12 protein-coding genes are annotated in these 12,169 nt (G+C 65.5%); 3 read left to right on the top strand and 9 right to left on the bottom strand.

From position 1 onward, the window contains the following. Positions 1–14 precede the first annotated feature (14 nt). Entirely contained in the window at positions 15–1,391 is a 1,377-nt protein-coding gene (locus NL241_RS03770; RefSeq protein ID WP_494396816.1) for an HNH endonuclease signature motif containing protein, read from the bottom strand. A 166-nt stretch (positions 1,392–1,557) separates the two neighbouring features. On the opposite strand from NL241_RS03770, the gene NL241_RS03765 reads away from it, so the two are divergent. Continuing rightward, positions 1,558–2,139 carry a TetR/AcrR family transcriptional regulator gene (locus NL241_RS03765; protein WP_487694341.1) on the top strand — a complete coding sequence of 194 codons (582 nt, stop codon included), beginning with the start codon at positions 1,558–1,560 and terminating at the stop codon, positions 2,137–2,139. 15 nt (positions 2,140–2,154) lie between these two features. Next, positions 2,155–2,715, top strand: a complete 561-nt coding sequence (locus NL241_RS03760; protein WP_487694340.1) for a DUF308 domain-containing protein — start codon at positions 2,155–2,157, stop codon at positions 2,713–2,715. Here NL241_RS03760 and NL241_RS03755 read toward each other — a convergent pair. The 7 genes from NL241_RS03755 to NL241_RS03725 form a co-directional block, all read right to left on the bottom strand. Beyond that, the gene (locus tag NL241_RS03755) at positions 2,681–3,865 is read right to left on the bottom strand and encodes an acyl-CoA dehydrogenase family protein (protein ID WP_494396815.1); all 1,185 of its coding nucleotides are present in this window, start codon (positions 3,863–3,865) and stop codon (positions 2,681–2,683) included. The genes NL241_RS03760 and NL241_RS03755 overlap by 35 nt on opposite strands. 1 nt (position 3,866) lies before the next feature. Next, positions 3,867–4,907: an acyl-CoA dehydrogenase family protein gene (locus NL241_RS03750; protein WP_494396814.1), complete on the bottom strand. Its 1,041-nt coding sequence runs from the start codon at positions 4,905–4,907 to the stop codon at positions 3,867–3,869. Further along, entirely contained in the window at positions 4,907–5,737 is an 831-nt protein-coding gene (locus tag NL241_RS03745) for an amidohydrolase family protein (RefSeq protein ID WP_487694336.1), read from the bottom strand. Before NL241_RS03745 ends, NL241_RS03750 begins: the two co-directional genes overlap by 1 nt. After that, positions 5,734–7,335, bottom strand: coding sequence for an acyl-CoA synthetase (locus NL241_RS03740; protein WP_494396813.1), 1,602 nt, complete (start codon positions 7,333–7,335; stop codon positions 5,734–5,736). Before NL241_RS03740 ends, NL241_RS03745 begins: the two co-directional genes overlap by 4 nt. Next, on the bottom strand, positions 7,332–8,558 hold the full coding sequence (locus NL241_RS03735; RefSeq protein WP_494396812.1) for an amidohydrolase family protein: 1,227 nt from the start codon (positions 8,556–8,558) through the stop codon (positions 7,332–7,334). Before NL241_RS03735 ends, NL241_RS03740 begins: the two co-directional genes overlap by 4 nt. Beyond that, positions 8,555–9,415, bottom strand: a complete 861-nt coding sequence (locus tag NL241_RS03730; protein WP_494398237.1) for an enoyl-CoA hydratase — start codon at positions 9,413–9,415, stop codon at positions 8,555–8,557. Before NL241_RS03730 ends, NL241_RS03735 begins: the two co-directional genes overlap by 4 nt. 117 nt (positions 9,416–9,532) lie before the next feature. Next, a complete protein-coding gene (locus NL241_RS03725) occupies positions 9,533–10,330 on the bottom strand; it encodes an SDR family NAD(P)-dependent oxidoreductase (protein ID WP_494396811.1) in 798 nt (265 codons plus the stop codon). Positions 10,331–10,517: 187 nt separating this feature from the next. Here NL241_RS03725 and NL241_RS03720 point away from each other — a divergent pair, with 187 nt between their 5' ends. Next, on the top strand, positions 10,518–11,267 hold the full coding sequence (locus tag NL241_RS03720) for a TetR/AcrR family transcriptional regulator (RefSeq protein WP_494396810.1): 750 nt from the start codon (positions 10,518–10,520) through the stop codon (positions 11,265–11,267). Between the two features lie 6 nt (positions 11,268–11,273). Here the strand turns inward: NL241_RS03720 and NL241_RS03715 are convergent, their stop codons facing one another. Further along, positions 11,274–12,149 (bottom strand): enoyl-CoA hydratase/isomerase family protein, encoded by an 876-nt coding sequence (locus NL241_RS03715; RefSeq protein ID WP_494396809.1) that lies wholly within the window; start codon positions 12,147–12,149, stop codon positions 11,274–11,276. Positions 12,150–12,169: the final 20 nt, after the last annotated feature.

Genomic DNA, 12,169 nt, shown 5'->3' with positions numbered 1-12,169 from the left:
GCCGCCCGCCTCACTCACGGATCGTCGGGGGCGAGGATCCGGTCGGGGTGGTGATAGACGTTGATGCGGGTTTGGCCGCAGTCCAGTTCCGGGGGCGGGATCCATTCGGTGATGCCGTCCTCGGGTCGGTTTCGGGTGGTCCAACCGGTGGTTTCCACCATCCGGTTATCCGGCCCACACGCCAGGGTGAGGTCTTCGATATTGGTGTCGCCGCCGTCTTTCCAATCGCGGTTGGCGTGATGGACCTGGCAGCGGTACCCGCAAGCGGTGCACCCAGGCATGGTGCAGCCACCGTGCTGGGCCAACAGCATGATCCGCTGCCCGCGGGAGGCGGTCCGGCGGGCCCGACCCAGGTGCAACGGCACCCCCTTCCCGTCGAACAGGGCGAGGTAGTGGTAGGCGTGGGAGGCCATCCGGATGACCTCGGGCATCGGGATCAACGTCCCGTCGGCGGTCAGGCCGTGGCCCACCCCTTTCTCCAGGTCGGTCAGATTCGCTTTGACGATGACGGTGACGGGCAGCCCGTTGTGCTGGCCGAGGCCACCGGAGGCCAACAACGCCCGACCCATCGCCAGCAACGCATCATGATTGCGTTGGCCCTGGGTGCGGGCATCGGTGCGAGCGCGCTCCGGATCCGGTTCCCCGTCCACCTGCGGGGCCTCATCGGCCGGGTTGCACATACCCGGGGCCGCCAGTTTCGCCTGCGCGGCGTGCAGGGTGGCCGCGCATTCCGGGGTGAGCCTGCCGTGCACCGGCACGTTGCCGTCGGCGTCCTGCTTACCGATGGTGAAATACCGGCCGGCCTGGCGGTCGACATCGCTGTACTCGCCGTCTTGGTTGAGGAGGTATTTCAGTCGGTCGGCGACTTCGGTGAAGCCGTCGACATCCAGGGTCGAGGCGTGGCGGGCCAAGTCGGCTTCGGCGGCTTCACGGGCCGAGAAGTCCACCGATGCCGGGAGTTTCTTGAAGAACGTTTTGACCTTCGCCACATGCTCCGGACCGATCAGGCCGTGGGCCTGGGCGGCGGCGATGTTCGGCAACGCCGGCTCCAACGGTTCCCCGGTCAGCGCGGTCCGCGGACCCAAAAGTGAGGCCGACGTGAGGCGGCGCGCGGCCTCGGCCTCACTGATCCGCAACCGGGCGGCCAGGACCTTTTTGAAGCTGGTGGAGCCCAACTGTTTCGGCGCGCATTCCGACCTCAGGCGTTGATACACCTTGTGATCCAGGGCCGGCTGCATCCAGGCGACGGTTTCGCGGCGCTGCATCAGCGCCAACAACTCCAGCGGAGTGAACGCATCGATCGACAACGAGTTCATCTGCGCGGTCAACACTTCGATCTGCGCCTGGGCAGCCAGCATCGCCTCCTTGTCGGCGATGGCGGATGAACTCATGCTTCGAACACTAGTTCGACGCACCGACAAAACGGCACGCCGTGTGACTACTGATACCGAAGCGACACAGGGGAATTGCGCCCGGTTCGAACCGGCGCATTCCCGATACCTCGGCGGCAGTGATCTCAATTCGACTCCCTACCTACTAGAAGGTAGGCTACGTTTCATGGCCGAACCCACCACCGCAGATGCCATCGTCCGCTGCGCGCAGACCTCGATCATCGCCGGCGGCTACCACGGCTTCAGTTTCGCGACCATCGCCGACGTCGTGGGTATTCGCAAGGCAAGCATCCACCACCACTTCCCCACCAAAGCCGACCTGGTACTGACCCTCGTCCGGCAGTACCGACGTGAGGCCGAGGAAGGCTTCGCCGCGATCGAACACAATGTCTCGGACCCGGCCGATCAGCTGCGCGCCTACACCGGCTACTGGGAATCCTGCATCGGCGAAGCAGAGAGCAGCTATTGCGTGTGCGCCCTCTTGGCCACACAGATTTCTGTTCTGCCCGAGGATATTTCGCTCGAACTCCGAGCCTATTTCCGCACCCTGTCCGGATGGCTGGAAGCAGTTCTGAACCGCGGCGCCGAGCAGGGCAGCTTCATACTCGCCAACGACGCCCACTCCGAAGCCGAGACCTTGATGGCTACCGTCCACGGCGCCATGCTGTCGGCCCGCGCCTACGGCGATCCGAACACTTTCGCGGCCATCACCCGGCCTGCGATCGACCGACTACTCACCCCCCGCTGAACCAAGGAGAAGAACATGGCAGATCAAACGAACAACCAGTGGCTCAAGACCTATTACCTTCTGCGCGGCACCGTTTCGGTCGTATGGGTAGGTGCGGCACTGCTCGTCATGGGACAGGCACCGGTCGTCGCGGGCGCGCTGTTGCTCGTCTATCCCGCCTGGGACGCCGCGGCCAATGTACTGGACGCCGTCAAGAACGGCGGGTTACGCCGCAATCCCACCCAGAGTTTCAACGCCGCAGTCAGTGTCATCACCACCGCCGCCGTGGCCGTCGCGCTCACCATGAGCATGAATGCGGTGCTCGCCGTCTTCGGTGTGTGGGCGGCGCTGTCCGGCCTGTTACAACTGGCGACCGCAGTGCGTCGATGGAAAAGCCATGGCGCACAATGGCTGATGATTCTCAGCGGCGCCCAGTCCGCGTTCGCGGGCACCATGTTCCTCGGCAAGGCTGCCGGACCCGATATGCCGAGCGTCGCCGATCTCGCCCCGTACGCCGCGTTCGGCGCGTTCTACTTCCTCGCATCGGGCGTGTGGCTGATCGTCACGGACGCGCGCCGACGCCGACTTTCGGCGTAGCACCGTAATTCGGCTTGCCCAGTCCCAGCACGTGCTGGGCGATCATGTTCCGGAACACCTCGAGGGTGCCACCGTAGATCCCCGCCAGCGGCGCGAACCGGTACACGTACTCAGCACTGCCTCCATCGGTGGCTCCCTCGGCACCCACCGGCAGCACCGAAACACCACCGAGCACGTCCATCAGATCCGGGGCGATGTCCCGCATCGTCTGTGCGATGGCCACCCGGCCGAAGATGCTCGGCGTGGACAGTGCTGCCTCCAACCGAGCAGCGCTGCGGCCCAGCCGATATGCCACTGATTCGTCGCCGATCATGGCGGCGGCCCGAGCGGCGGTAGCATCCACCGCCGAGGACATGAATCCCGCCTGGTGCATCATGATCGACACATCGGCCAGGCCGTCCTGCGCGGCGGCCACCGCACCGTGCTCGGCGTTGAGTGGCTCCCGCAACACGGTCCAGCCGCCGTTGACGTCACCCAGCCGGTACTTGTCGTCGACGCGCACATCGCTGTAGTAGACGATGTTTGTGCGGTCACCGTCGACGGTCCGGACACCTTGGATCTCGATGCCGTCCGAGTCCAACGGCACCAGGAACATCGTCAGGCTCTTGTGCTTCGGCGCCGAAGGATCGGTGTTGGTGAGCAGAAAGACGTACTGGCAGTTGTGCGCGCCGGTGGTGAACATCTTGGAGCCGTTGATAATCCAACCATCACCGTCCCGCACCGCCCGGGTCTTGCAAGTGGCGATATCGGAACCCCCTTCGGGCTCGGTGTAGCCCAGACACATCCGGACCTCACCGGAGAACACCTTCGGGAGCACCTCCTGAACCAGTTCAGGCGAGCCGAAGGCCGCTACCGAACGCGCCACCATCGCCGTCGTCCCCCACGTCACCCACGGCACGTGGGCGCGACGCTTCTCCAGCTCCCAGATGCGACGACGGATCCGGGTGAAACCGCCGTCCGCTTCCGGTTTCCACTCACCCTCCAGGTAACCGGCGGCGCCCTGTGCGAGGTGCACGGCTTCGTGGAAGTTGTCGCCGGTCTCCCGGTCGTGCTGGATCACCTCGTCGGTGACATGGGTGCGCAAGAACCTGCGGGCCCCGTCGAAGAAGGCCTGATCGTCCTCCGACAGCGCTACTCGGGTGAAATCCACGTCAGTTCCCGCTCTCCCGCGCCGCGACCAGCCTTCCGATGTGCTTGGCCGTGGCTCCCGGATCACCGGCGGCAAGCGGCCAGCCACGCGCCCGGACGAGATACGCCGACGACGCCGCCTCCGCCGACACACCGAGCCCACCCTGGATGTGCACCGCCATGGTGGCGGCTTTGGCGGCCTCTTCTGTCATGAAGACGAACGCCGACCCGGCCAGCTCCGGCCGCTCGTCGGGCTCGTTGTCCAGAAACCACGCGGCGCGCCGCGTCAGGTTGCGGCCACCCTGCACGGCTATCGCCATATTGGCCAAGGGATGCGAGATCGCCTGCAGCGTCGAGATCGGCACGCCCAGTGTGTATCTGGACTTGGCAAATTCCACGGCGATGGTCATGGTCTCCTCGACCAGGCCGGTCAACGCAGCAGCGGTCAGTAGCCGCCACTCATCGAGCGCACCTTGATATGCCAGCACCGCGTCGGACCCACTGGCCAGCACCTCAGTGGTGTCCGCGGCCGCCGGGTCCACCCAGGCCATCGGCAGCCGGCCCAGGTTGTCGACCTTGACCGGACGGGTGGCAAAGCCCAGCCGGACGATGTCGTCGCCCTCACGTACCACGATCTGGTCGGCGATCGAGCCGGCCGAGATCAAACGCGGTCCTCCGGACGGTTCCAGCCGCAGGTCCAGCGCCACGATCTGCTGACCCGACACCACGTCATCGGTGGCAGCGCCCAGACGAGCCAGCAGCCGGGCCGCGCACACGTGGTCGATCCAGGGCACCGGCGCCAGCATGCGCCCCAGTTCTTCGGCCACCAGCGTCAGATCGACCAGCGTCGCCCCGTCACCGCCGGCGGACTCGGGAACAGCCATGGAGGTGGCCCCCATGGCGCACAGCCGTTCCCACAGACTCTTGTCGAAACCGGTGGCTTCCGCCGCCCGCACCACGTCGATCGAGCAGTGCGCTTTGAAGAACTGGCGGTAAGCCGCCTGCAGGTCCACGTGGTCGTCGTTGAGGCTGTAATCCTGCCGTCGCAGTTCGTAGCGGTCCATCACGGCTCCTGGTCTCCGAAGAAGAACGACTGTGCGTTGTCGAACAGGTAGTTGTCGAGCACCTCGGGCGGCAGGTCGAGCGCCCTGGCCTCCGGGACCACCCGGTGCTGGGTGAGCACCGGCCAGTCGGAGCCGAAGATCACCTTGTCGCGGCCACGCGTCCGCATGTAGTGCACAAGGCTCTCCGGCAGGCGTTTCGGCGACCACGCCGACGTCATCAGTCGCAGGTTCTGGTACTTGATCAGCAACCGGATGGCGACGTCCCACCACGGGTCGGCGCCGTGGATCATGCACAGTTTCAGCTCAGGGAACCGGACGCACACCCGGTCCAGATGAATCGGGTTCTGCACCTCACCGGGGATCGGTGGACCCGGAATCCCCGTGTTGACGCACAGCGGCAGACCCAGCTCAGCACACTTGGTGTACAGCGGGTAGTACACCGCATCGCTGGGCGGGTACTGCCCATCTCCCCAGAAGCTTGGGCCCACAACGGCATACACCACCGGGAGGTCCGCGACCACCGCGCTGAGATCGCGGAGCGCGGGAATGGGGCGCAGTAGGTTCACCCCACCCATGGCGAGGGCGAACCGGTCCGGCCGCGCCTCGACGAACTTACGCGCGGTGACCGAGGGCTTGACCAGGTTGTCCATCAGGATCGCCTTGGCGACACCCTGGGAGTCCATCTCGTCGAGCAGTTCGGTCAGGTCCACGGGTGCGAACATCGACCGCGGGCCCTTGAAATAGTCGTCGCGCACCTTCAGCATCCATCCCGGCTGCTGCTCCGTCTCCCCGAAGTGGACGTTGACCAGACAGTCGATGACCGGGTTCACAGCGGCTGCACCGCTCGTTGCACCGCTTGGGTTTTCGCCCACCGATAGTCAGCCTTTCCGTTGCCGAGCCGCCGGACCCGGTCGACGACGATGTACTCCTTCGGAGCCTTGAATTTCGCCAGTTGAGCGGCGCACAATTCCGCCAGGCCGTCGGCCGCGCCACCGCGCAACGCGACGAGCGCCACCACCTCTTCACCCCAACGCTCGCTGGGGCGCCCGACCACCAGGGCGTCCGCCACATCGGGGTGCGCGCGCAGCACTTCCTCGACCTCTTCGACGAAGACTTTCTCCCCGCCGGTGTTGATCACCAACGAGTCCCGGCCAAAGAGCCGCAGTGTGCCATCGGGTTCCACCGAGGCCCGATCCCCGGAGATCACCACCCGCCGCCCGTCCACTTCGGGAAACGTCTTCTGAGTGGCGACAGCATCGTCGAAGTAGCCCAACGGGATCCGGCCGTTGCGTGCCACCCAGCCCACCTCGGGCTCGCCTGGCGAGACGAATCTGGTGTAGTCCTCGGAGAGCACCAGACCACCGGGCCGCAGCTCGAAGGTGTCCTTCTGCTCACCGCGCCGGCTTCGACCGAAGCCCATGTTTCCGGTCTCCGACGAGCCGTAGCCGTTGATCAAGGTGATCTGGGGCAGGTGATCCAGCAGTGCCCGTTGATGTTCAGGGTTGGTGGCGGCACCGCCCGTGCCGATGGCGAACAACGACGAGAGATCATAGGAACGACGGCCGAGTTCCTCCAGCAGAGGCACCGCATACGCGTCGCCGACCATGGTCATCAATCCCACCCGGTGCCGTTCGGCGGTTTCTAGCACGGTGCGGGCGTCGAAACCGGTGCCGGTCTGGTACAGAATGGTCGGCTGCCCGCTGAGTACCGCGGAGAACGCCGTCCACAGCCCTGCCGCGTGCATCAACGGCGATACCGCGAACCACGGCGGCCCGGCGTGGCGCACCTTGTCGTGGATCTCGTCGACGGATTCGTGATCGGCGCCGTTCATCGACGACACGTAGATGTCGGACTGGCGCCACATCACCCCTTTGGGCCGCCCGGTGGTACCGCCGGTGCAGATCATCAGCAGGTCATCGGCACAACCTGGAGGTGGGGTCACCGAATCCCCCTGCGCCAGCGCATCGTCCAACATCACACTGCCGGGCAGTATGGGAGCGTCGTCGCCGTCGTCGACACAGATGAGCAGACGCGCTGCGCCGGTCGGTACGACATCACGCAGGGACCGGTGATACATGATCGCCGTCGGCCGCACGTACGCCAGGAGTTCGGAGACTTCGCGCGGGGTGTAGTAGTGGTTGACGTTCACCGGCACGGTGCGGGCCTTGAGGCAGCCGAGCACGGCGTCGACGTAGAGATCGTTGTGCATCACCAGCGCCACCCGGTCCTGGCCGCACTCCCAGTTGCGCAACGAATCTCGCTCCTCGTGCGCGCCGAGCCCGTGGGCTGTCAGGAAACCGGCAAGTCGACGGGTCCGCTGCGCGGTCTGGGCGAAGGTACTCACCCGGTCACCACACACCGTCATGGTGCGGTCACCGATCACCTCGGCGATGGCGTCGACGACGCCGCCGATGGTCCACTCGCTCATGGCCGGCTGGACGCCGTGACGTCGGCACCGAGCAGCGTCAGTGCGTTGTCGCGCATCACCTTTCGGGTGTCTTCGGCGCTGAACTCCGGGAACTGGGGAATGTCTGCGGTGAACGTCATGGGGTCAGCGAGGCCCTCACCATGAGGCCAGTCCGAACCGAACAGGATCTTGTCCACACCGATGGTGTCGGCCAGCACCTTCACGTCGTCTTCGTAGTATGGCGCGATCCAGACGTTGGCGCGAAGCTGCTCCACCGGATCTTTCTTGAAGTGATACGGCGCGGTGTTGGCCGCCTTCTTCAACCGCTTGATCAGCCGGTAGACGAAGTACGAACCGTTCTCGATGCTCGCCACTTTCAGCGTCGGGTGCCGGGTGAACACCTGGTGCACGATCATCGAGGCCATGGTGTCGTGAATGGCTCGGTCATCGAGGAGGAGTTGATCAAGCGGGTCCTTCTTGCCGAAACCCTCGAAGGTGGCCTTGCCGCCCCACAGTGCGGCGATCGCCAGATAGCCGCTGTCGGACAGGTGGAAGCCGACCGGCACGCCGGCCTCGGCGAGCCGCGCCCACACCGGGTCGTGCAGCGGGTCACCGAGCGAGCGCGGTTTCACCACGCCCGGTACCGGCGCGGGGCGTACCAGCACCATCTTGGCGCCGCGGGCGAGTACGAACTCCACCTCCTCGACGGCCTTGTCCGGGTCGGCCAGGGAGATGATGGGTGCCGACAGGATCCGGTGGTCGGGCCGGTCGAATCCCCAGTCCTCGTCGAGCCAGAGGTTGAACGCATGCACCGAGGCCATGGTGGCCTCGATGTCGTGCTTGAGCGCTTCTTCGACCCCGCAGGCGAAAGTCGGCAGCATGAACACCGTTTCGAGGTTCTGCCGATCCAGCACCTTCACGCGGGCATCACGGTTCTGGTACTCCGGGTGATCCGGCAGCCGGTCGACCTTCATCAGGGAGGCGGGATCCACCCCCTCGGGGATCTCACCACGGAAGAGCAGATCGAGGCAGCCCGGTTCGATGATCGGATCGAAGGTGGGGTTGGGGATGAAGTGGTTGACCTTCTCACCCATCACGGCCAGCGTGCGCTTGCCGTCTTGAACCATCTGCACCCCACGGCGTTTGAACTCCCTGGGCAGATGCCGGGTGAACGCGTCCAGCGGTTCGTAATAGTGATTGTCGACGTCGATCGCCTGATAGTCCAAGGGCTTTGGAGCGCTCATGACCTCTCCCTCATCGAGTCTGCCAGCGGTGGAAAGTCGGGGCTGCGCTTCTCGAGGAAGCTCATGATGCCTTCGACGACATCGGGGCGCAGCAGCGACTCGTGCATCAGCTTCTCGGCGCGTTCACTGGCCTCGGCGACGCCGCGTTCGGCATCGCCGTAAACCTGCTGCTTGATCACCGCCATGGACGCCGGCGAGCAGTTGCGGGCCAGGTCCCCGGCATATTCCAGAGCCCGGTTGAGCAGCGCCTCACCCGGCACCACCTCGTTGACCAGCCCCAGCGCCGAGGCTTCTTCCGCGGCGAAGGTGCGCCCGCTCAGCAGCAGATCGGTGGCCACTCCCCAACCCGCCAAGCGCGGGAGGATCCAGGAAATTCCGTACTCGGCGATCAGTCCCCGCCGGGGAAACGTGGTGGCGAACTTCGCGCCCGCGGCTGCGAAGCGGACGTCGCACATCAGGGCGTGGGTGAGGCCGATCCCGACGCACGATCCGTTGATCGCCGCGATCAGGGGTTTGGCCAGCGCGGTGAGGAAGTGGGGATGACGTTCCCCGACGAGTGCACTGACGTCACGTTGCTGATCGCCGGAGCCGGCCAGCGATTCGCCGATGGTGGCCATCGACCCCAGATGCGCGCCGGCGCAGAAGGCCGTGCCGTTGCCGGTCAGCACCATCGCCCGCACCGAGGGATCAGCTTCGGCGCGGTCGATGCCGGCGTAGAAACCGGCCGCGATATCGCGGCCCCAGGTGTTGAGTCGGTCGGGCCGGTTCAGCGTGATCACCGCGACGCCGCTGTCGGTGACGTCGTAGAGCACGGCTTCGGTTGGGAGGGAATCATTTTCGCGGGCCGCACTACCCATCTCCCGCGGCACCTCCCCCGGATTCACCGACCGGCCACCCTGTCCGAATCACTCATACTGTATACCTTTCAGTAGCTGGTTCCGCAAGGCCGGATCACGGGGTGCGAGCTGCGGCGATCAGGTGAAATCGGAACCTCCGTCGACGTTGATGTTCGCGCCGGTCATGTAGGAGTTGCGCCGGGACGCCAGGAAGGCCACCACAGGGCCGATCTCCTCCGGCAGGCCCGCCCTGGGCAGCTGCGCCGGATGGCCGAAATGCTCGCCGATGGCGTCCATCAGCCGGTAGGGATCATCGCCATCCACGCCCACCGTCTGTGCCCACGCCTTGAGCGACTCCGAGGCCACGCTGCCCGGTGAGATGACGTTGACCAGGATCTCGTCGGGCGCCAAAGACAGCGACAGGTTCTTCGAGATGCTGGTGACCATCGCCTTGGCCGCGGTGTATGCGGGCAGCCGGGCGCTCTGCCGTTGCGTCGAGGTGGCCGAGAAGTTGACGATGCGTGCCCATTCCGCGCTGCGCAGCAGTGGTAGCGCTGACCGCACACTGTGCACCATCGACATCACCCCGGTGTCGACCGCCTGCCGCCACTGCTCGTCGGTCAGACCCTCGAACGCTCCTTGCACATTGGGCCCGACAGCGTTGATCAGGATGTTCAGCTGGCCGTCCCAGCGATCCGCCGTCTCGGCGAACGCTTTCTCGATCTGGGCCTGGTCGGCCGCATCGGCAACCAGACCGACCGTCTCGGAACTGCCGGCGGAGTCCAGTTCGGCCACCGCGGCATCCAACGCCGCACGGGAGCGGCCGATGACCGTTACCTTCGCACCGTCTTCGGCCAGGCATCGCGCCGCGGCCAACCCCATACCGCGGCTACCACCCACCACGACAGCCGTGGCGCCGCCCAGACCCAGATCCACCGTTACCAGCACTCCCCAGCTACGGAAATAGTTACCATTCGTCTTACCGTAGACACATCAAGGCAGCTGCCGTGACCGATGCGACATTGTGGGACGAGTCTCAGCCACCCGCAGCGAAGGGCTCGACCGGATGCCTACCGGTAAGGTTGTCGACATCGCAGGACCCGGATCGTGATGGAGGTGCCCCGTGGCAAAGCAGGTAACCGCGGAGAAGCGGCAACGGCGTGAACGCGGCTCCATCAACCCCGACGACATCATCAAGGGCGCTTTCGAACTCGCCGAACAAGTGGGTATCGACAACCTGTCCATGCCGCTGCTGGGTAAGCATCTCGGCGTCGGCGTCACCAGCATCTACTGGTACTTCCGCAAGAAGGACGACCTTCTCAACGCCATGACAGATCGGGCGTTACGCGAATACGTTTTCGCCACCCCGTATGTCGAGGCGGTCGACTGGCGCGAGTCGTTGCGCAACCACGCGCACACCATGCGCAAGACGTTCATGGGCAACCCCATCCTGTGCGATCTGATCCTGATCCGCTCGGCGCTGAGCCCGAAGGCGGCGCAACTGGGCGTGCTGGAAGTGGAGAAGTCCATCGCGAGCCTCGTCGAGGCCGGCCTGTCGCCGGAGGATGCCTTCGAGACCTACTCCGCGGTGTCCGTCCATGTCCGCGGATCCGTTGTGCTGCAGCGTCTTTACGAGAAGAACCTCACCGGCGAGGATGGCCCGGGAGCACAGTTGGACGACCGCATGAAGATCGACCCGGAAAGCACGCCCCTGCTGGCCGCGGTGACCGCCGACGGCAAGCACCGCATCGCCTCCACCGACGACACCAATTTCGAGTACGCGCTCAACTGCATCCTCGATCACGCCGAGCGCCTGATCGAAGAGGGCCCGGCGCGCAAACCGAAAACCCGCGCACGCAGCCGCGCGAAGTAACCCTCGTCACCCGAGATCGGGTTCGGGCACGTGAAAGTGCTCGTCGCGCAATCGGAAAGCCTCCTTGGTGCCGTGTTCGGCACGGGTCTTGACGAAGTTGAACTCCCCGGGGGAGAACTGCAGGTTCGTCCCGTAAGCGTGGAAAAGGTAGCTGGCTACCTCTTCGCCCTGGTAGGCCTGGCTCTGCTCAACGAGCCGGAATGCCTCTTTGGCGATGACGACACCGTCAGCCGGCATCTTGGCCGCCTTCTGCGCCCAGTACCGCGCCCGCGGCGCCACCGCCTCAGGCGCGCAGGTCTCGGTGAACACCCCGAGGTGTGCGACGGTGCCCGCCTCCACGATGTCGCCGGTCAGCAACAGCCGTCTCGCCAGGACCGGGCCGAGCCGGTGGAAGAACATGTGCAGACTCCCCAACGCCGGACCCAGAAAACGCGTGGCGGGCATACCGATTCGGGTGTCGGCGCCGATCACCGCGATGTCCATCATCAACGCCATTTCGAAGCCCCCGCCCAGGGCGTAGCCGCTGATCTCGCCGACGGTGATCTTCGGGAACCCCATCAGATTGTGGTAGAAGCCGAATGACTTGCGGTCCACGGTGAGTCGCCGGCGCTGGCTGGGGCGTTTGGTGGCGCCGGACTTCTCGCCGTACCAGCCGTAGGCGTTGTTCATGTCGGCGCCGGTGCTGAACACCCCGTCGGCGCCCCGCAACAACACCACCGTCACGTCGTCGTCCTCGGCGACGATGTCCAGGCAGCGGGCCACCGCATCGCGCATCGTTGCATCGTAGGAGTTGCGCTGCCGGGGATTGTTCAGCGTGACGGTGGCGACCCGGATGTCCCGGTCGATCTCGAACAGCACCCGGTCATCGTCTGGAGCACCCATACCCGCATCCCGTTCCGCCG

Source organism: Mycolicibacterium sp. SMGY-1XX (assembly GCF_059132455.1).
Note: the sequence above shows the minus strand (reverse complement) of the source record. Positions and strands in the feature narration are given on the sequence as shown.

Bases quoted from the DNA above. Each gene is read 5' to 3' on its own strand.
- NL241_RS03715 (WP_494396809.1), bottom strand. From the start codon at position 12,149: ATGGGTGCTCCAGACGATGACCGGGTGCTGTTCGAGATCGACCGGGAC.
- NL241_RS03770 (WP_494396816.1), bottom strand. From the start codon at position 1,391: ATGAGTTCATCCGCCATCGCCGACAAGGAGGCGATGCTGGCTGCCCAG.
- NL241_RS03740 (WP_494396813.1), bottom strand. From the start codon at position 7,335: ATGAGCGAGTGGACCATCGGCGGCGTCGTCGACGCCATCGCCGAGGTG.
- NL241_RS03735 (WP_494396812.1), bottom strand. From the start codon at position 8,558: ATGAGCGCTCCAAAGCCCTTGGACTATCAGGCGATCGACGTCGACAAT.
- NL241_RS03730 (WP_494398237.1), bottom strand. From the start codon at position 9,415: ATGGGTAGTGCGGCCCGCGAAAATGATTCCCTCCCAACCGAAGCCGTG.
- NL241_RS03765 (WP_487694341.1), top strand. From the start codon at position 1,558: ATGGCCGAACCCACCACCGCAGATGCCATCGTCCGCTGCGCGCAGACC.
- NL241_RS03750 (WP_494396814.1), bottom strand. From the start codon at position 4,907: ATGGACCGCTACGAACTGCGACGGCAGGATTACAGCCTCAACGACGAC.
- NL241_RS03760 (WP_487694340.1), top strand. From the start codon at position 2,155: ATGGCAGATCAAACGAACAACCAGTGGCTCAAGACCTATTACCTTCTG.